This window comes from Pseudactinotalea sp. Z1732 (assembly GCF_049724975.1).
In the GTDB taxonomy this organism is placed as follows: domain Bacteria; phylum Actinomycetota; class Actinomycetes; order Actinomycetales; family Beutenbergiaceae; genus CALKWS01.
The window spans coordinates 91,735-109,122 of the sequence record NZ_JBMPQC010000002.1 but is presented as its reverse complement, the minus strand read 5'-3'; the positions used below and the strand labels follow the sequence as shown (position 1 = coordinate 109,122).

Annotated in this window: 19 protein-coding genes; 10 read left to right on the top strand and 9 right to left on the bottom strand. The window is 70.0% G+C overall.

The genetic code is table 11. The features are described 5' to 3' along the window. Nucleotides 1-276 precede the first annotated feature (276 nt). Entirely contained in the window at nucleotides 277-468 is a 192-nt protein-coding gene (gene rpmB, locus ACPL7H_RS04350) for a 50S ribosomal protein L28 (protein ID WP_424788833.1), read from the top strand. A gap of 177 nt (nucleotides 469-645) precedes the next feature. On the opposite strand, the gene ACPL7H_RS04345 is transcribed toward rpmB, so the two are convergent. Together ACPL7H_RS04345 and thiL are read right to left on the bottom strand one after the other, a co-directional pair. Then, entirely contained in the window at nucleotides 646-1,077 is a 432-nt protein-coding gene (locus ACPL7H_RS04345; protein WP_424788834.1) for a CBS domain-containing protein, read from the bottom strand. 50 nt (nucleotides 1,078-1,127) lie between these two features. Next, nucleotides 1,128-2,174, bottom strand: coding sequence for a thiamine-phosphate kinase (gene thiL / locus ACPL7H_RS04340; RefSeq protein ID WP_424795888.1), 1,047 nt, complete (start codon nucleotides 2,172-2,174; stop codon nucleotides 1,128-1,130). Between the two features lie 69 nt (nucleotides 2,175-2,243). Here thiL and ACPL7H_RS04335 point away from each other — a divergent pair, with 69 nt between their 5' ends. Further along, nucleotides 2,244-2,747 carry a DUF3515 domain-containing protein gene (locus ACPL7H_RS04335; RefSeq protein ID WP_424795887.1) on the top strand — a complete coding sequence of 168 codons (504 nt, stop codon included), beginning with the start codon at nucleotides 2,244-2,246 and terminating at the stop codon, nucleotides 2,745-2,747. 58 nt (nucleotides 2,748-2,805) lie between these two features. Beyond that, nucleotides 2,806-3,282, top strand: a complete 477-nt coding sequence (locus ACPL7H_RS04330; RefSeq protein ID WP_424795886.1) for a hypothetical protein — start codon at nucleotides 2,806-2,808, stop codon at nucleotides 3,280-3,282. 11 nt (nucleotides 3,283-3,293) lie between these two features. Here ACPL7H_RS04330 and ACPL7H_RS04325 read toward each other — a convergent pair whose 3' ends face one another. After that, nucleotides 3,294-4,553, bottom strand: a complete 1,260-nt coding sequence (locus ACPL7H_RS04325; protein ID WP_424795885.1) for a D-alanine--D-alanine ligase family protein — start codon at nucleotides 4,551-4,553, stop codon at nucleotides 3,294-3,296. 43 nt (nucleotides 4,554-4,596) lie between these two features. Here ACPL7H_RS04325 and ACPL7H_RS04320 point away from each other — a divergent pair, with 43 nt between their 5' ends. Then, on the top strand, nucleotides 4,597-5,817 hold the full coding sequence (locus tag ACPL7H_RS04320; RefSeq protein ID WP_424795884.1) for a trans-sulfuration enzyme family protein: 1,221 nt from the start codon (nucleotides 4,597-4,599) through the stop codon (nucleotides 5,815-5,817). A gap of 66 nt (nucleotides 5,818-5,883) precedes the next feature. Here ACPL7H_RS04320 and ACPL7H_RS04315 read toward each other — a convergent pair whose 3' ends face one another. Further along, the gene (locus ACPL7H_RS04315; RefSeq protein WP_424795883.1) at nucleotides 5,884-7,821 is read right to left on the bottom strand and encodes an alpha/beta hydrolase family protein; all 1,938 of its coding nucleotides are present in this window, start codon (nucleotides 7,819-7,821) and stop codon (nucleotides 5,884-5,886) included. A gap of 157 nt (nucleotides 7,822-7,978) precedes the next feature. Then, a complete protein-coding gene (locus tag ACPL7H_RS04310) occupies nucleotides 7,979-8,686 on the bottom strand; it encodes a lysophospholipid acyltransferase family protein (protein ID WP_424795882.1) in 708 nt (235 codons plus the stop codon). A gap of 157 nt (nucleotides 8,687-8,843) precedes the next feature. Between ACPL7H_RS04310 and ACPL7H_RS04305 the strand changes: the two genes are divergently transcribed. Genes ACPL7H_RS04305 through ACPL7H_RS04295 form a run of 3 tightly spaced genes read left to right on the top strand, consistent with a single transcriptional unit; the run spans nucleotide 8,844 to nucleotide 10,369 of the window. Continuing rightward, on the top strand, nucleotides 8,844-9,332 hold the full coding sequence (locus ACPL7H_RS04305; protein WP_424795881.1) for a toxin-antitoxin system HicB family antitoxin: 489 nt from the start codon (nucleotides 8,844-8,846) through the stop codon (nucleotides 9,330-9,332). Between the two features lie 12 nt (nucleotides 9,333-9,344). Further along, on the top strand, nucleotides 9,345-9,497 hold the full coding sequence (locus ACPL7H_RS04300; RefSeq protein WP_424788843.1) for a hypothetical protein: 153 nt from the start codon (nucleotides 9,345-9,347) through the stop codon (nucleotides 9,495-9,497). Next, nucleotides 9,494-10,369 (top strand): DUF4097 family beta strand repeat-containing protein, encoded by an 876-nt coding sequence (locus tag ACPL7H_RS04295; RefSeq protein ID WP_424788844.1) that lies wholly within the window; start codon nucleotides 9,494-9,496, stop codon nucleotides 10,367-10,369. Before ACPL7H_RS04300 ends, ACPL7H_RS04295 begins: the two co-directional genes overlap by 4 nt. A gap of 90 nt (nucleotides 10,370-10,459) precedes the next feature. Here ACPL7H_RS04295 and ACPL7H_RS04290 read toward each other — a convergent pair whose 3' ends face one another. Genes ACPL7H_RS04290 through ACPL7H_RS04275 form a run of 4 tightly spaced genes read right to left on the bottom strand, consistent with a single transcriptional unit; the run spans nucleotide 10,460 to nucleotide 14,235 of the window. Continuing rightward, nucleotides 10,460-11,068 (bottom strand): response regulator transcription factor, encoded by a 609-nt coding sequence (locus tag ACPL7H_RS04290; protein ID WP_424795880.1) that lies wholly within the window; start codon nucleotides 11,066-11,068, stop codon nucleotides 10,460-10,462. Beyond that, nucleotides 11,065-12,351, bottom strand: a complete 1,287-nt coding sequence (locus ACPL7H_RS04285; protein ID WP_424795879.1) for a sensor histidine kinase — start codon at nucleotides 12,349-12,351, stop codon at nucleotides 11,065-11,067. Before ACPL7H_RS04285 ends, ACPL7H_RS04290 begins: the two co-directional genes overlap by 4 nt. Nucleotides 12,352-12,397: 46 nt before the next feature. After that, entirely contained in the window at nucleotides 12,398-13,225 is an 828-nt protein-coding gene (locus ACPL7H_RS04280; RefSeq protein ID WP_424795878.1) for an ABC transporter permease, read from the bottom strand. A gap of 2 nt (nucleotides 13,226-13,227) precedes the next feature. Beyond that, a complete protein-coding gene (locus ACPL7H_RS04275; protein WP_424795877.1) occupies nucleotides 13,228-14,235 on the bottom strand; it encodes an ABC transporter ATP-binding protein in 1,008 nt (335 codons plus the stop codon). A gap of 341 nt (nucleotides 14,236-14,576) precedes the next feature. Between ACPL7H_RS04275 and ACPL7H_RS04270 the strand changes: the two genes are divergently transcribed. From ACPL7H_RS04270 to focA, 3 genes are all read left to right on the top strand, one after another. Continuing rightward, entirely contained in the window at nucleotides 14,577-16,097 is a 1,521-nt protein-coding gene (locus tag ACPL7H_RS04270; RefSeq protein WP_424795876.1) for a molybdopterin-dependent oxidoreductase, read from the top strand. A 15-nt stretch (nucleotides 16,098-16,112) separates the two neighbouring features. Continuing rightward, nucleotides 16,113-16,343, top strand: a complete 231-nt coding sequence (locus ACPL7H_RS04265) for a hypothetical protein (RefSeq protein WP_424788850.1) — start codon at nucleotides 16,113-16,115, stop codon at nucleotides 16,341-16,343. 127 nt (nucleotides 16,344-16,470) lie between these two features. Next, nucleotides 16,471-17,349, top strand: a complete 879-nt coding sequence (gene focA / locus ACPL7H_RS04260) for a formate transporter FocA (RefSeq protein WP_424795875.1) — start codon at nucleotides 16,471-16,473, stop codon at nucleotides 17,347-17,349. The last annotated feature ends 39 nt before the right edge of the window (nucleotides 17,350-17,388 follow it).

The following is a 17,388-nucleotide window of genomic DNA, read 5'->3' as shown; positions in this document are numbered from 1 at the left end:
GGCCGGGCGAGTTGGCTACGATGAGCCCCGGGCCGGCCCCATGGTGTCCTCACCACGAAGCTGTCCGCACCGCTGTCCTGACCCGGCGAGGTGAAGGTGACCATTCTCACCCACGCACCCGGTCCGGATGGCGTTGTGACCAGTCGCCGGGGCCGGTATCCTGTACCGGTTGCCCGAATGGGCGCGCGGGCCCCCGGGAACATCCGATGGCCTGCCGATATCAGGCCTGTCGCCGATGAGTAGGTGACGAGCACACGACCAACCAAGGAGATTCCCGTGGCTGCCACGTGCGACGTCTGCGCCAAGTCACCGAGCTTCGGCCACTCCATTTCGCACTCCCACCGCCGGACCAAGCGGCGCTGGAACCCGAACATTCAGAAGGTCCGCACTGTCCAGAACGGCACCCCGAAGCGGCTGAACGTGTGCACGTCCTGCCTCAAGGCCGGCAAGGTCGTCCGCGCGGTCTGAGTCCCGTCCTCGAGGTGCCGCGAGCGTCCTGAGTCCTCTGCCGCGCGCACCTTCTCGCCGAAGCCGTCCACCTGCGGGTGGGCGGCTTCGTCGCGTCCGAGGGCGGCCCCGCTGAGTCCGGGCCTCTCGAACGCTGACTACGCGGCGGTGAGACTCGGATGCCCAGCCGGTGACCGCTCAGCGGCGCACGTAGTCGACCAACTGATCGCGTTCGGCCTGCAGTTCGTCGATGCGATGCTTGACGATGTCACCGATGGAGACCAGGGCCTTGAGCCGGCCCTCCACCACGACCGGGAGGTGGCGGACACGCCGCTCGGTCATCACCCGGGCGAGCGACTCCAGATCGTCCTCGGGCAGGCAGGTGGCCACCTCGGCGGTCATCAACGCACTCACCTGAGCCTCCAGCACCGACTCCCCGTCGCGATGCAACGCACGCACCACATCCCGCTCGGAGACGATCCCCACCAAGGTTGCGCCCTCATCCTCGGAGACCACGACCGCCCCGATCCCGTTCTCCTCCAGCACCCTGAGCAGGTCGCGCACGGTGGCGTCGGGCCGGATGGTGATCACGGCCGCGCCCTTACGACGGATTACCTCTGAGATACGCATACCACACGATATCTCACTGTGAGCAGAATCACACCTGAACGGCCCGTATCTCAGCGCCCGAAGTGATCCCACCCCTCGGTGCCCGGTGGCAGGTCCGCACCGCCCCAGCGCACACCCGGTGCGAGGCCCGGCGGCACCGCGTGTACCCGCCCGATCGGACGGAACTGCTCGGGAAGGGCCGACGACGGCGCAGCGCCCTCGCCACGGGGATGCGCCGACGGGGTGCGCACCGCAGGTGCGGACGAACTCCCCCGCGCGCCCGCTGCCGCCGGCGCGAAGGTGGCCAGTGCCCCGTGGTCCTCACCACCGCCGAGCACCCAGGCCGTCGCGTCGGCACCGACCTGAGCGGCGACCGGGTCCAGTGCTGCGATATCGGCGGCCAACGCGGCCGGGTCCAGATCCACCAGCACCCCGGAGGCCACGGCAATCCGGCCGGCATCCCGGGCCAGCCCGTCAGAGATGTCCATCAACGCGTGCGCGCCCGCGCGCGCCGCAACCGGACCGGCACTCAGGGGCGGGGTGGGGCGCAGGAAGGCTCCCACCAGATCCGCCGGCTCCGCCCGCTCTGCTTCCAACAGCGCCAGCCCGGCCCTGGCATGGCCCAGGACACCGCTCACGGCGATCACATCACCGGGGCGGGCTCCGCTGCGCAGCACCGGTTCGCCGTCGTCGATCACACCGAGGGCGGTGACCGCGATCGCGATCTGTTCCCCGCTGGTCAGGTCCCCACCGACCACCCCGACGTGATGCGGTGCGCAGGCCTGGGCGAACCCCTCGGCCAGGTCCTCAACCCAACGGACCGGAACGTGCCCGGGCAGTACCAGTGCCATCACCAAGGAGTTGGGAACCGCCCCCATGGCGGCCACGTCGGCCAGGTTCTGCATCGCCGCGCGCCACCCCAGGTCTGCGCCGGTGCCCCAGCCCAGCCGGAAGTGGCGGTCCTGCACGAGGACGTCGGTGGTGACCACCTGCGGTGCTGCGGACCCGGCCAGGACGGCCGCGTCGTCGCCGGGGCCCACCAGGGTGGTCCGTCCACGGGGCAGCCGCGGGATTATCCGGGCGAGCAGATCGGTCTCGCTGATCTCACCCACGCGCATCCGGCCAGGGTATCGCCCACCGTGATCCGGACCAGCAAGTGCACCGCTGGTCACCGATACGGTGGGGACATGGGTGTGCTGCGGCGAGTACTGGGTGTCGCCGGGGGCCTGGCGGCGGGTGCGGTGGTGCTGGCCGGGTGCACCCCGGTCGCAACCGTGGCCCCGGGCCCGCACGCCTCGGACCCGATGTGTGCCGAGGTGCTGCGCGCCACCCCGCACGAGTTGGGTGGGCTGGAACGGCGCTCCACCACCTCCCAGTCCACCCGCGCCTGGGGCGACCCGCCGATCACGCTGCGCTGCGGGGTGGAGGTGCTGGGCCCCACCACCGAGCACTGCGTCACCGTCACCAGCCCGGACGGGCCGGCCGTGGACTGGGTGATGCGCGAACCCGAGGACGGGCAGGCCGACGTGCTCACGCTCACCACGTTCGGGCGCTCACCCGCGGTGGAGGTGCAGGTCCCGCAACAGTGGGAGGGGCAGGGTCACGACGCGATCCTGTCCGACCTGGCGCCGGCGATCACGCTGGTGCCCCAGACCAGGGAGTGCCTGAGCCTGGAGGAGGACCTGCTGTGAGTGGCGGTGCGAGCGCGCCGGATCCGGGGTGGCCGCGACGTGAGTGGAGGGACGGGACGTGACCATGATGCGACGACGGGTGCCGGCGGTGTGTTCGGCCATCGTGCTGGCGGTGGCCGTCGGTGTGATCGCCGCCGGGGCCAACCCCGGGGCCTACCTGCTCACGCTGGCCGTCGTGGCGGGCGTGCTCGCGGTCCCGCTGACGGTGCTGGGTTGGATCCTGTTCGGCTCCGCGCCGACCGGCGGCGGTGCCGGTACGCGTGCCACGGGCGCGGGCTCGGCCAAGGGTGCTGCACGCGGCGCCGGTTCCCGGCCCGGAGGCGGGCCACGCGGGTCGGCCGACGACCCGGGCTGGAGCGACCGGGCCACCGCGGCAGCGTGGCGCGACACCGTGATCGCCACGAGCGTGGTCCTGGTGGTGGTGGCCTTCCTCGGGGTCCAGTGGCGCACTAGTTACGTGCTGCTGGGGGTGGTGGTGCTGGCGTTGCTGGCCCAGGCGGTGCGTCAGGTGCAGATCGGCCGGGAGCGGGGCTGACCGGCGATCGCTCAGCGAAGGCCGACCGGGCGCTGCAGGGCGAGGTCGAGCAGTTCGGTGATCAACTCGGGGTAGGTCATCCCGGAGCGCTGCCAGAGCATCGGGAACATCGAGAACGGGGTGAACCCGGGCATGGTGTTGATCTCGTTGACCAACAACGTCCCCTCGGTGGTGTAGAAGAAGTCCACCCGGGCCAGGCCCTCGCACCCCAGCGCCTCATAGGTGCGCGCGGCCAGGTCCCGCGCCTGGTCCACCACGACCTCGGGCACGTCGGCGGGGAAGAGGAGTTCGGCCGCGCCGGGGTCGAAGTACTTGGTCTCGAAGTCGTAGAACCCGCCGTCCGAACCCACCACGATCTCCCCGGGCACGGTGGTGCGCGGCGGGCCACCATCGCGTCCGCCCAGTACCGCGCACTCGATCTCCCGGCCGGCTATCGCCGCCTCGATCAACACCTTCGGGTCACTGGCCTGGGCCAGCGTGATCGCCTCGGCCAGCCCCTGGGGTCCCTCGACCTTCGACACCCCCACGCTCGATCCGGCCCGGGCAGGTTTGACGAACACCGGCCAGCCCAGCTCCCCCGCGGCGGCGGTCACCTCATCGGGGTGCTCGGCCCATCGCCGCGGGGTGACCGTCAGCCACGGTCCCACCGGTAGGCCGGCGTCGCGCAGCACCACCTTCATGTAGTGCTTGTCCATCCCCACCGCCGAGGCCAGGACACCCGAGCCGACGTAGGGCAGGCCGGCCAGTTCCAGCAGACCCTGCACGGTGCCGTCCTCCCCGAACGGGCCGTGCAGGAGCGGGAACACCACATCGACGGCGGCCAGTTCCCTGGGCACCTGACCCGGCGCGGTCACGGTCGGCCCCTGCGTGCCGTCCCCCAGCGGGAGCGTGACCAGTCCGTGCTCGGCCCCCACCACCGGGCCGCGCGGCGCGCCCGCCCCGGGGGCCTGCGGGCCCGGGTCGGTCCGGACGTCACCGGGGTTGCCATCACTGGCCTCGCCCTCACTGGCCTCGCCCGCACCGGGGTTGCCGCCGTCGGGCACCGCCGCATCGGTGGCGGGCTGCCCGGTCCCACCGGAGTCCAGCGCCCACCGCTGCGGATCATCAGCGGCCAACACCCACTCCCCCTTGGGTGAGATCCCGATCGGCACCACCTCGAAACGGTCCCGATCGATCGCGCCCAGCACCCCTGCAGCGGTCGCACAACTGATCGCATGCTCGCTACTGGCGCCCCCGAAGACCACGGCCACTCGAATCCTGGAATCACTCATCACCGTTGAGCGTAATACCCTTCGACACTCCTAGTCTGGCCCGATGGACAACGACACGCCCGCCCGCCCCGGTTCCGGCTGGCGCCCCGATACCCAGGTGGTCGCAGCCGGCCGACCGGCGCGCACCGAGCAGGCCCCGGTCAACCCCCCGGTGGTGCTGTCCTCCACCTACGTCAGCACCGCCGCGCAACTCGGGTCCGGTCAGCGGGTCTACACCCGCCACGGCACCGAGACATGGGAGCCGCTGGAGGAGGCACTCGCCCTGCTCGAGGGCGCCGCCGAACCCGCCGTGGTGTTCTCCTCCGGGATGGGTGCGATCGACGCCGCGCTGACCCTGGTGGCCCCGGGCGGGCACCTGGTGCTGCCGACCCACGCCTACAACGCCACCATCGAGGCGGGTCACGACCTCACCCGGCGCAGCCGGGTGCGGGTGCACCAGGTTCCGATCGCGCGGACCGAGACAGTGCTCGCGGCGCTGCGGGAGGCGGCCGACGACGACGCCACCGCCCCGGCCGACCTGGGCCCCGGGGCGCCGGTGGTGCTGTGGGTGGAGTCTCCGACGAACCCGATGCTGGAGGTGGCCGACCTACCGGTGCTGATCGAGGGCGCCCACACGCTGGGCGCCCTGGTGGTGGTGGACAACACCTTCGCCACGCCGTTGGGGCAGCGGCCCCTGGCCCACGGGGCCGATGTGGTGGTCCACTCGGTCACCAAGCACCTGGCCGGCCACTCCGACGTGCTGATCGGGGCGGCACTGAGCAACAACGCGGACGTCGCCGCGGCCATCCGTGCCCGCCGCACCCTCGGCGGAGCGATCCCCGGGCCGTGGGAGGCCTGGCTGGCCCTGCGTGGCTTGCGCACCCTGGCGCTGCGGCTGGAGCGCGCCAGCGCGAACGCAGCCGAACTGGCGGCCCGGCTGGAAGGTCATGAGCACGTGGTCGAGGTGGGCTACCCGGGGCTGGCCTCCCACCCCCAGCATCAGCGCGCCGCCGCGCAGCTGGACACCTTCGGGTCGGTCATCACGGTGCGCCCGCGTGGCGGCCGGGCGGGAGCACAGGCGCTGGTGGAGTCGGTGCGGCTGTGGATGCCCGGGACCAGCCTGGGCGGGGTGGAGTCGCTGCTGGAGCGCCGTCGCCGCATCCCCACCGAGCCCGACGGGGTGCCGGAGAACCTGGTGCGCCTGAGCGTGGGTATCGAGAACGTCGAGGATCTCGCTGCCGACCTGTTCCAGGCTCTGGCCGTCGCCGCCGCGCAGGACGGCTGAGACCCGCCGGCACGCCCGAGCCGGTGCGGCCACGTCCGTGCCCGGCGCGCCTGGGCTTGCCCACCCTCAGTGCTGCGGAACCGCCAGGTGGGTGCGCAGGAAGTCCAGCGCCGCGGGATAGGCGTCCAGCCGGTTGGACCGCTTGGACAGCCCGTGGCCTTCGTCGTGATAAACACGCAGATCGTTGGGCACTCCGGAGGCCTCCAGGGCCTCCTGGATCTGCTCGGCCTCACTCAGCGGTACCCGGGGGTCGTTGGCGCCGTGGATGATGAACAACGGTGCCCTGATCTGGTTCAGATAGGTGATCGGGGATGCCTTCTCCAGGAACGCCCGGTGCTGTTCGAGCGTGCCGTACTCCCGCTCCCGGTAGGCCCGGCGGTAGTCGGAGGTGTTCTCCAGGAAGGTCACCAGGGAACTCATCCCGACGATGTCCACCCCGGCGGCCCATAACTGCGGCTGCATCGAGAGCCCGGCGAGCACCATGTAGCCGCCGTAGGAACCACCCCACAGCGCCGACCTGCCCGGGTCCAGGCCCAGGTCGGGCAGCCAGGCGTGCAGCGCGGCCAGATCGGCGACGGAGTCCAGCCGCAGTTCGACGTCGTCCAGGGAGATCCACCGCTTGCCGTATCCGGCCGAGCCCCGCACGTTCGGCACCAGCACGGTCAGTCCGGTGGCCGCGAGCGCCTGGATCACCGGCGCGAAGATCAGGTCGGCCGAGGCCTCCGGGCCGCCGTGGATGTGGATCACCGACGCCCCGCTCAGTGCCGAGCGGGCCTGGTTCTGGCCCGTTGCGGCGTCATCGGTCACCGTCGCCCCGGCGTAGACGAAGCAGGGCACCTGCTCGCCGTCGGGGGTCGGCACCCGGTGCACGCTGGGCGTGATCAGCCGATCGCGCAGACCCTCGCCGAGTTCGGCGGCGGAGGAGGCGATCAGGTCCACCTGCCCGCTCACGGCCCGCACCCGGTGGATCGCTCCCGGTTCGGTGGGCGTCGATCCGGAGATCACCACGTTGGCGGAGTCGGTCGACCAGGTCACCGATGCGCTCCCCAGCCCGGGGATGTCCAAGTCGCGCTCGTGAGTGCCGTCGGTGCGGTAAAGGGACAGGGCGATGACGCCGTCGCGCTGCCGGCCCACCACCATGCGCGTCGCATCGGGACTCACCCAGCAGTCCAGGTCGGCCGCCTCGTCGCCGACCAGGAGGCGCCAACCGTCCTCGTCCACCCGCCACAGCGCGTGGAACTCCCGGCCGTGGTTGCTGGACAGGATCAGCCCGTCGCCCTCGGCGCCCCAATGCACCTGGCGGTGCGAGGCGTGCTCGCCGGGGTCGGTGACGGTCCGCGACGTCCCGGCCTTCTCCGCTGCACCGCCGGTCCCGGCCGTGTCGGTTGCCCCAAAGGTCCCGCTCGAGGCATCGGCCGGTCCGGCGGCACCGAACGCGTGGGGACCGACGGTCTCCACCACCGTGGAGGCCGGCTGCAGACTCAGGCGCACCACCGCGGCGCTCGTGCCGTCATGCGAGGCACGCACCGCGACGACGTACCCACCGCCGTCATAGGCCACCTGTTCGGTGCCGTCATCGTGGGACCGCACCACCACGTCCATGTCCACGCCGTTGCGCCGGTTGGTGGAGTAGACCAGGCCGGCCTCGGTCACGTCCTGCAGCACGTGCATGTAGCGCTCATGGCGAACCAGGGGCCTGAGGTCCTCCAGGCGCGCCGGGGTGGCGGGCGTGGTCTCCAGGTCCAGGGCGGACAGTTGCCAGTTCTCGTCACCACCGGCGTCGTGCTGGACGACGACGGCCCGCTTGCCGGGCATGTAACGGCCGGTGCAGCGCCCGGGCAGGTCGGTGAGCGCTGTCCGGGAGCCGTCGGTACCGATCTCGACCAACTGCATCGAGCCGAGTTCGTCATGACCGGCCAGGACGCGGCCCTCGCCGTCGATATCGAACGCGGTCCAGGTGCGGATGCTGAGCAGGTCGTTGATCAATCGGGTGCTCTGGTTCATCCCGGCCACGCTACCGCGCGCCCAGCCGGCCCTGCGGCGGGCACCACCCGCCCCGGCACCACCGGCGGCCGGTCATGTCCTCATCGGGCCCGGGTAGGTCAGCACCTCCTTCATCAGAACCGCTGGACCGGCGCCGCCACATCCGCCGGCTGGAGGCTCAGACCGGGCCGGTGCGCGGATCGAACGGTGTGGCCGGTGGTGTCTCCACCCGGGCGCGGGCCACCAGCGCGGTGATGGCCGCCATCAGCCGGGCCGAGCCCTCGCGCAGCACCTCGGCGTCCAGGGGCAGGTCGTAGAGGTCGCTCAGGTCCACCGCCTCCCCGGCGAACACCGTGACCGGCTTGCGGGGGATCGCCCGTGGAATACGGCGTCCCCGGGGCAGCAGTGCCTGCGCCCCCCACTGCCCCACCGGGATCAGTGGGGCCCGGGTGGCCAGGGCGAGGCGGATCACACCGGTCGTGGCCACCATCGGCCACAGGTCCGGATCCTTGGTCAGGGTGCCCTCCGGGAACACCGCCACCGCCTCCCCGACCGCCAGTCGCGCCCGGGCCTCGTGCAGCGCGCCCGCCGCCCGCTCGGTGCCACGGTAGACCGGGATCATCCCGGTGGAACGAAACAGGTGACCGAGCACCGGAATCGTGAACAGGGAGTGCTTGGCCAGGACCTTGGCGTAACGGCCGTGGTCGATCAGGAAGTGCAGGAACGTGAACGGGTCCACATGGCTCAGGTGGTTGGCCGCGGCGATGAAGCCACCCTGCGGGAGGTTCTCCCCACCCTCCCACCGTCTCCTGGTCATCGCGCGCATCACCGGGCGGGCCACGGCGACGGCAGCCCGGTAGGAACGCGGTACCGGAGGGTGGATCACGAGGTGATGCTACGCGCCGCAGCACCACTCCTTCACCGCGCCTGACCTGGATTGACGCCGGGACGGCGCAACCCGCAGGTCAGTACGGCATCACGATTGCGCCACTTCGACGCCATAAAGCCTTGCGCTGACGTCATTCTGATGTCATAGTGGCGTCATGGATCTCGATCGGTACCTCCAGGCGCTCCAGGAAGCACTGGGCGCGGCCGCACAAACCTCCTCCGCCGAGGTGCAGGAGGCGGCCGAACGGTTGGGCCGCACCATGGAGTCGGCCCTGCGCCTGACGCTGACGGAGTTCGCTGCCGACCTATCCGACCAGATCACGCTGCAACTCGACGGCGACACCGTCGAGGTCCGCTTCCGCGGCGGCGGCCCGGACGTCGTCGTCACCCCCGGCCCGGACGTCGAACCACCAACCCCGCCCGAGCCGCCTGTCCCGCCGGCCCCGGCGGAGGATGGCGACATCTCCCGTATCTCCCTACGCCTGCCCGAGTCCCTCAAGTCACAGGTGGAACAAGCCGCCGCCACCGAGGGCCTGTCCACCAACGCCTGGCTGGTGCGCGCCGCGCAACACGCACTCCACCCGGCACCGTCCAGCACCCGCACCACCAGCACCGGCCGGCGGATGACCGGCTGGGTGCGCTGAAGGAGCCCCTCGATGGAACTGATTCCCACATCCAACTTCGGATTCCACATCGTACGCAATGCCGATGACCCACCACCGTTCCACCTGCGCAAGCCCAAGCGTCGCAGGGAGCGCACCACCCGGCCCGCCGGTCGGCGCCGGGACAATACCCGGCCGAAGCGTTGAGCACCCGAAGCGAGAACGAGGCCATCGACATGACGCAGTACGCCTTTGCCGTGACCGGGCCGGTCCGCGTGCACGCCGGCACCCGCAGCAGTGACCTGACCATCACCGCTGCCGATACCGCGGAAGCGACCGTGCGGCTGAAGCCCCACCGGGAGAACTCCACCGGTCGCGCCTACGCCGAGGACACCCTGGTCGAGTTCAACGGTGACGTCTTGAACATCACCGTCCCGCGCGCGGGTGGACTGTTCTTCGGGTCCACCCCGCGGCTGGACATCGAGGTTCAGGTGCCGCCCGGGTCCGACATCGAGGTCTTCAGCGGCTCGGGGGATCTCACCGCCCGCGGCACGGTCGGCAGCGTGCAGGTGCGCACGGGCTCCGGTGACGTGTATCTGGAGCAGGCGGGTGCAGTCAAGGTGTCCAGCGGATCAGGGGATGTGGTGGTCGACTCGTTGACCGACGGCGGCTTCAAGTCCGGCTCCGGGGACCTGCGGCTGGGCCGGGCCAGCGGGCACATCGAGTTCAACAGCGGCTCCGGGGACCTGATCATCGAGTCGGCGACCGACGTCGTCTCCACCACCGCCTCTGGAGACAGCCGGATCGGCGAGCTGGCGGGAACGGCACGGATTCGCTCGGCCTCCGGCGACCTGGAGGTACGCAAGGCCACCCACGGAACGATCAATGCCAGCAGCGCCTCGGGGGACGTCACCGTCGCCGTCCCGGCCGGAACCCCCGTCTTCCTGGACTGCTCCAGCACCTCCGGTCACACCAAGTCCACCCTGGCTGCCACCAGGGCTCCCGACAGCGATGAGCAGGTGCTGACGGTCGAGGCGAGGTCGATCAGCGGTGACATCCACATCACGAACAGTCGCTGACCTCGGTCCGGGGATACTGCGTCGCTGCGAACGCTCGGTGCGGCCCGCCGGCGGTGGGCGGTGCAGGTCTCAGGAGTTCGACACCCGGCCTCAGAGCCAGCCCTGGGCTCGGGCCCTGGCCACCGCCTCGTGACGGTTGGCGACTCCGAGTTTGGACACCACCGCCGACAGGTAGTTGCGCACCGTCCCGGCCGAGAGGTGTGCGCGTGCGGCGATCTCCTCAACCGGGGCGCCGTCGGCCGCCAACTCCAGCACGTCCGATTCCCGCGGGGTCAGCGGGCTCGCGCCGGAGGCGATCGCGTCGGCGGCGAGTTCGGGGTCCACGTAGCGACCGCCCTGATGGACCTGCCGGACCACATCGGCCAGCACGCTCGCCGAGACCGTCTTGGGCACGAACCCGCGCACCCCGACCTCGAGGGCCTTGCGCAGATAGCCGGGCCGGCCGTGACTGGTGACGATGACCGCTGCGCAGCCCGGGACCTCCCGACCCAGGTGCTCGGCCACCTCGATCCCGTCCGCTCCGGGCATCTGCAGGTCCAGCACGGCCACGTCCGGCCGGTGCTTGGTCGCTGCCGCGATCGCCTCGGTCCCCGAGGCGGCCTGCGCCACCACCTCCAGGTCCTCCTGCAGACCCAGCAGGCTCGCCAGCGCATCCCGGATGAGGTTCTCATCGTCGGCGAGCAGGATCTTGATCGTCATGGTGACTCCGTGGGATGCGAAGGGTGGTCGGACGTGCCGTGAGCGGGGCGCGGCACCTCGGCGTGGCCGGGAACCCAGGCGCACAGCACGAAGTGTTCCGGCGGGGCCGGTGGTATCTGCAGCGTCCCGCCGAGGGCACCCAACCGCTCGGTCAGGCCGCGCAGACCGCTACCGCCGGCCGGCCGGGCGGTCATCGGGGCGCCGGTCGCGGCGACGCCGTCATTGGTGATCTGCAGCAGGTAGCCCTCGTCCCGTTCGCTCAGTTCGAGGGTGCACTCGGTGGCGCGCGAGTGCCGCACGACGTTGGTCACGCCCTCGCGAACCACCCAGGCCAGGGCCCGCTGGGCGCCGGCGGGCAGGTGCAGGTGCTCCCCGGCCACCCGGACCTCGATCCCCGACGCGGTCAGGATCGCCCGGGCACCGGCCATCTCGGTCGGCAGGTCGGCGGCCCGGTAGCCCTGCACCACCTCACGGACCTCCTTCAGCGCGTCCTCTGCGAGGGAGCGGACCTGCTCCATCTCCTCGATCCCCCGCGAGTCGCCGCGCTCGGTCAAGGCGGCGGCCAGTTCGCTCTTCACCGCCACCGTGGACAGGGTCCTCCCGAACACATCGTGCAGGTCCCGGGAGAATCGCAACCGCTCCTCGGCCACGGCCAGCCTGGCGTCGACCTCCCGGCGCCGGTCCAGGTCCCACATCACCAGCACCATCCACACCGCGATCCGCATCGATAGCGCCATCGACAACGACAGCGCCAGCCCGACGAACCCAGCCACCGGGATGTAGTTCAGGGCCCCGGCCATGGCAGCGAATGTGGCCGCGACCAGCGCGGTCAGGCCACTCCCGATCGCCACGTACGGGGCCTTGATCAGCGGGCAGACCGCCAACAGCGCCGAGACGAGCAGGATGAGGACCGCATAGAGCAACGCCCTCGGGTCCTCGGCGCGGCCGACCCCGGGGTACACGGCGGCGATCACCACAAGGCCGGCCGACACCGTCCCGGCCAGCCCGACCAGCATTCGGCGGGGCAGGGGCATCCGCCCGAGGATGTGGTCGAAGGACCTCGATGCCACCACCAGGCACACCACGGTGTGCGCCATCATCACACCCAGGTAGGTCAGTCCTTGCGCGTCCGTCCACGGCGTGGGGCCGGCCAGCTGCGCCAGGGAGAGCAGCGGCACGGCGGCCAGGAAACTGTAGAAGGACCACCGGTTGTAGGCCTCGAACCGCTGGGGGTTGCTCAGTGCGGACCAGCGGAAGAGACTGGCGCTCGCGCTGGTGGTCACCGACGCCACGGTAGCGCCTCCCGGCGGACCGGCGGGCCCTGGGGTCTCACTCACGGGGCTCCCACCGCATCCACTTCTTGATCGCCTGCGCGCCCAGCACGCACCATGCCACCAGGACCACCATCGGAACCAGCCCCGCGCCGAAACTCTCGGCGAACGTATGGATCTGGCCGTCGGGCCCGATGCCGGTCAGCCCCAGTTGGATCAACGTGACCACCGGTGCCAGCGGGGTGAACTCCGCGATGCGCTGCACGGTGTCGGGAAGTGCTGTCAAGGGGAACACGAGTCCGCTGGCCAGCAGCGTCCCGAAGATCACCGGCAACGTGGTCAGCTGGGCCGACTCCACCGTCTTGGTCAACCCGGATGAGGCGTAGCCGAACAGGGAGAAGGCGATGAGGCCACCGACGATCGCGACCAGCACGAGCACCGCGTTCGTCGGTGCGGGCATCTCGAAGACGAAGGCGACGACGACGGTGACCAGCACGAGTTGAGCACCGACGATCAGCACAGCCGGGACCGCCATCCCGGCCAGCACCTCCGCCGAGGAGATCTCTCCGGTGATGAGCCGTTTGAGCGTCAACTCCTCCCGGCGGGCCACTGCCGTGGTGGTCAGGTTGTAGTAGGCGATGAACAGCAGACCGAAGGTGGCCATCATGGCGATGATCAGCGCCGCGAATACGCCCTCGGTGTCGGCGAGGGAGTCCACCATCGGGATGAAGAGCAGCACCATCAGCGGCGGTGCCGCGATCGCGGTCGCCAGCGCGGTCGTGTTGCGCACGAGCAGCGTTGCTTCCATGCGTGCCAGCGCCCCGACGCGCCGTAGGGTTGCCGCCCCGCGGCCGAGCAGCGTGCTGCTGGTCGCTGTCGTGGTCACACTCATACTCCTACCTCCTGATTCGTGCCGGACCCGCCAGGTCCGGCACCGCCCGGCTCACGGCCGGCCGTGCTCGCGTCGGGTTCGGGACCCTCCCGGCCGGCGATCGCCAGGAATGCCTGCTCCAGCGATGCGGCCCTTGCGTTGAGTTCAGCCAGTTCGACGCCGGCCTGCTCGGCCCAGTTCAGCAACAGGCGCAGGTCCGTTTGCAGCCGGTGGGTGCTGATGGTGTGCCGCACCGTCCGACCGGTGCGCACCCGGTGCCGTCCGTAGAGGGCTGGAAGGGCCGGTGCGGACTCGGGTAGGACGAAGGAGATCCGGGCGGGTTCGTCGGCCACGATCTGCGCGGCGGTGCCCTCCCGGACCAGCCGGCCCTCATGCATGATGCCGATCCGGTCGGCCAGTTCCTCGGCCTCCTCCAGGTAGTGGGTAGTGAGCACCACGGTGACACCGTCGTCGACCATCGACCGGATCAGGTCCCAACTGGCCCGCCGGCTCTCCGGGTCCAGGCCGGTGGTCGGCTCATCCAGGAACAGCACGGTGGGACTGCCCAGAATGGCCAGCGCCAGATCCAACCGTCGCCGCTCCCCACCGGACAGGCTCTTGACCGCGACACCGGCCCGGTGGGACAAGCCCACCTCACCGAGCACTTCTCCGACGTCCCGGGGCCGGGAGAGGGTACGGGACCAGGCACGGGCCAACTCGGCCACCTTCAGTTGGGGAGGGAACCCTGCCTCCTGCAGCATGATGCCGGTGTGCGGTCGTACCGCGGCCCGCTCGCGGTGCGGATCCCTACCCAGCACCCGCGCTCGCCCGGCGGTGGCCGGGGCGATGCCCTCGATCACCTCCAGCAACGAGGTCTTCCCCGCACCGTTGGTCCCCAGGAGGGCGTACAGCTCCCCACGGCCCACCTGCAGGCTCACCCCGCGCACGGCGTCGAATCCGGGGGCCGACCGGGTCCGGCCATAGGTTCGGCGCAGCGCTTCGACAGTGATGATCTCCTCGTCCATACCCCTCAGTCTGGGCCGGTCCGCGCGGCGGCACAGGTGCGCTCTCGCACTGAATCCGAGCCCGGACGCACGCCTCGCCCGTGACATTCGTCATGGGCGGACGACGCCCACGGCACGGGCGGACCGCCATCCTCGGCACGGGCGGCCGCGATCCGGGAACGGACGGCCGCCGCCCGCGACACGGGCGGACCGCGACGAGCGGGCACCGGCTATAACTACAACTACACCATGTAATAATTGCCCTCGACCGCCTCGCACCATCAGCCTTAGCCAGTACGGTGTGAGGAGAACTACCCACCGTCGTCAACGAACGACACGACCCAACATCAATGGAGGCCGGCATGGACGGCGGCGATTTTCCGCTCTGGTTGCGCGCGTCGCACCTGATCAACTTCGTACTCATCGGGATCCTGATTCGCAGTGGTTGGGAGATCATCTCCTCGCTGCCCCGCTTCTGGTGGCGCAACGACTGCAAGCCGGGAACCGAGTGGCTGAAGTTCACCCGCCGCACACTGCCCAAGGAAGAGGGCGTCTACACCTCGCTCATGGACGAGCGCAGCCTGCACCCGCTGATCGGGCTGCCGGGCCGTAAGAACATCGGGCTGGGCCGGCACTGGCACGGCCTGGGCACCTCGCTGTGGCTGCTCAACGGCCTCGTCTACGTCGCCCTGCTCTTCGGGACCGGCCTGTGGCGGCGCATCATCCCGACCTCCTGGGACGTCTTCGGCGAGGCCTGGGACTCCCTGGTGATCTACCTCGGGTTCGGCGTGCCCAGCATCGAGCACTTCCAGCCCTACGACGCCCTGCAGATGCTCGGCTACACCTTCATCATCTTCATCGTCGCGCCGTTCATGATTCTCACCGGCCTCGGCATGGCCCCGGCGGTGCGCTCGCGCTTCCCCTGGTTCGTCAAGGCGCTCGGAGGTCATCAGGGCGCGCGTTCGCTGCATTTCGTCGGCATGGTCATCATGACCCTGTTCATCATCATGCACGTGGGCCTGGTGTTCCTGGTCCACCCCGAGTACAACCTCGCGCACATGGTCTTCGGCGTCACCGACACCTCCCGGTACGCACAGGCCTTCACCATCGTCATCGCCACCATCGTGGTGGTCTTCGCCTTCTGGATCGCGCTGAGTTACTGGTCCCTCTCGGACCGTGCCCGGGCCCAGCGGTTCCTGGTCGCCGCGACCGAGCCGGTGCGCAAACTGACCCTGAACTGGATGAAGCCGCGGATGGGCAAGCAGAACACCTACACCACCGAGGACCTCTCCGAGTTCCACTGGACCAACGGCCTGCCGCCCACCAAGGACGAATCCACCGAGTGGCTGACCCACCGCGACAACGAGTGGAAGGACTGGCGCCTGAGAGTCGGCGGGGAGGTCGACGGCAAGGTCCTCGAGCTCAGCCTCGATGACCTCAAGGCACTGCCGAAGACCGAGTACATCGCCATCCACACCTGTATGCAGGGGTGGTCGGCCACCTCCAAGTGGGGCGGGGTGCGTGTCCGGGACGTGCTGGACCTGCTCGGCCCCCGCCCGGCCGAGGCCAACTACGTGATGATCGAGTCCCACGGGCTGGCCCAGGAGATGTACGATCACCGGCCACGCGAACCCTTCTACGCGGTGCTGGACCTGGAGATGCTGGCTGAGGACGACACCATCCTGGCCTATGAGCGCAACGATCAGCCTCTGGAGATCCACCTGGGTGCACCCTTGCGTCTGCGGGTGGAGTCCAACCACGGCTACAAGATGGTGAAGTGGGTCAAGTCCGTTGAGTGGATCACCGACTACGCCGAGTACGGTGACGGACGTGGCGGCACCCGTGAGGACTCCGCCATGCAAGCGTTCAACGGCCGCATCTAGAGGCAAGGACCAGCCATGACAGCCATGATCTCCACCATTTACACCCTGAGTGGCATCACCTCCAACGACGACGTGCTGGCCGTGCGCATGTCGGTCAGCAATGTCCAGGACGTGGGAGCCGTCGCTTTCGAGCGGCTCTCCGGCGATGAGACGAGAATGATCATCAAGCACAAGGACGACGTCGAGATCGACAAGGCCGCCCTGGCCAAGGCGGTCAAGGATGCCGGTCAGTACGGCTTGTCCTGACACCAGCGGGCCGGGCGTGGCCACAACCGCAGCACGCCCGGCCCCGCCCGGTTCCGAACCCGCTGCCCGCCCGTGATCGACGTGGGCCCGTCCATCGACATCCCGTCCCGAACGAGGAAGTTCTGCGATGAATGACTCCTACGGCATCCTCACCCCGGCCCAGATGGCCCGGGCCGCCGAGGACGCCGCCTACTCCAAAGCGGTCAACCGACCGCTGGCCTCGTTCCTGCTCGGGCTGACCGCCGGGGGTTATATCGCCCTGGGCTTCGTCTTCTTCGTCACCAGCCAGGTCGGCGCGGAGGCACTGCCCTGGGGCGTGGCCCGGGTGCTGGGCGGGTTGGTGTTCACCACCGGCCTGGTGCTGGTGGTGCTCACCGGTGCGGAACTGTTCACCTCCAACACCCTGACCCTGACCGCCCGCGCCTCCGGGCGCATCACGTGGTGGCAGCTGCTGCGCAACTGGGGCGTGGTCTACGTGGCGAACTTCCTCGGCGCGTTGACGATGGTGGTGCTGGTGTACGTGGCGGGCACCTGGCGGATGGTCGACGGCGGCTGGGGCACCGTGGTGCTGAACAGCGCCACCACCAAAGTCAGCCACTCCTTCCTGGAGGCGTTCGCCCTGGGGGTGCTGTGCAACCTGCTGGTCTGCCTGGCGATCTGGGCGGCCTACTCCGGGCGCACCACCACCGACAAGGTGGTCGCGGTGACGATGCCGATCGCGCTGTTCGTGGCGAGCGGCTTCGAGCACTCGGTAGCCAACATGTTCCTGATCCCGCTGGGCGTCATCATCAAGACCACCGCCGATGACGCCTTCTGGGCAGATACGGGCCTGGCGGCGGAGGACTTCGCCGAGTTGACCTGGGGCGCCTTCTACGTGGACAACTTGTTACCGGTGACACTTGGCAACATCGTCGGTGGCGGGGTGATGATCGGTGTGATGTACTGGACGATCTTCCACCGGCTGGTGCGGCGCTCGGGTAAGCAACTGACGGTCGACGGCGAGTAGTCACCGCGAGTAGTCACCGCACGTAGGCGCTGCTCAAGG

Bases quoted from the DNA above. Each gene is read 5' to 3' on its own strand.
- ACPL7H_RS04345 (WP_424788834.1), bottom strand. From the start codon at position 1,077: ATGCGTATCTCAGAGGTAATCCGTCGTAAGGGCGCGGCCGTGATCACC.
- thiL (WP_424795888.1), bottom strand. From the start codon at position 2,174: ATGCGCGTGGGTGAGATCAGCGAGACCGATCTGCTCGCCCGGATAATC.
- ACPL7H_RS04335 (WP_424795887.1), top strand. From the start codon at position 2,244: ATGGGTGTGCTGCGGCGAGTACTGGGTGTCGCCGGGGGCCTGGCGGCG.
- ACPL7H_RS04325 (WP_424795885.1), bottom strand. From the start codon at position 4,553: ATGAGTGATTCCAGGATTCGAGTGGCCGTGGTCTTCGGGGGCGCCAGT.
- ACPL7H_RS04320 (WP_424795884.1), top strand. From the start codon at position 4,597: ATGGACAACGACACGCCCGCCCGCCCCGGTTCCGGCTGGCGCCCCGAT.
- ACPL7H_RS04315 (WP_424795883.1), bottom strand. From the start codon at position 7,821: ATGAACCAGAGCACCCGATTGATCAACGACCTGCTCAGCATCCGCACC.
- ACPL7H_RS04305 (WP_424795881.1), top strand. From the start codon at position 8,844: ATGGATCTCGATCGGTACCTCCAGGCGCTCCAGGAAGCACTGGGCGCG.
- ACPL7H_RS04300 (WP_424788843.1), top strand. From the start codon at position 9,345: ATGGAACTGATTCCCACATCCAACTTCGGATTCCACATCGTACGCAAT.
- ACPL7H_RS04290 (WP_424795880.1), bottom strand. From the start codon at position 11,068: ATGACGATCAAGATCCTGCTCGCCGACGATGAGAACCTCATCCGGGAT.
- ACPL7H_RS04275 (WP_424795877.1), bottom strand. From the start codon at position 14,235: ATGGACGAGGAGATCATCACTGTCGAAGCGCTGCGCCGAACCTATGGC.
- ACPL7H_RS04270 (WP_424795876.1), top strand. From the start codon at position 14,577: ATGGACGGCGGCGATTTTCCGCTCTGGTTGCGCGCGTCGCACCTGATC.
- ACPL7H_RS04265 (WP_424788850.1), top strand. From the start codon at position 16,113: ATGACAGCCATGATCTCCACCATTTACACCCTGAGTGGCATCACCTCC.
- focA (WP_424795875.1), top strand. From the start codon at position 16,471: ATGAATGACTCCTACGGCATCCTCACCCCGGCCCAGATGGCCCGGGCC.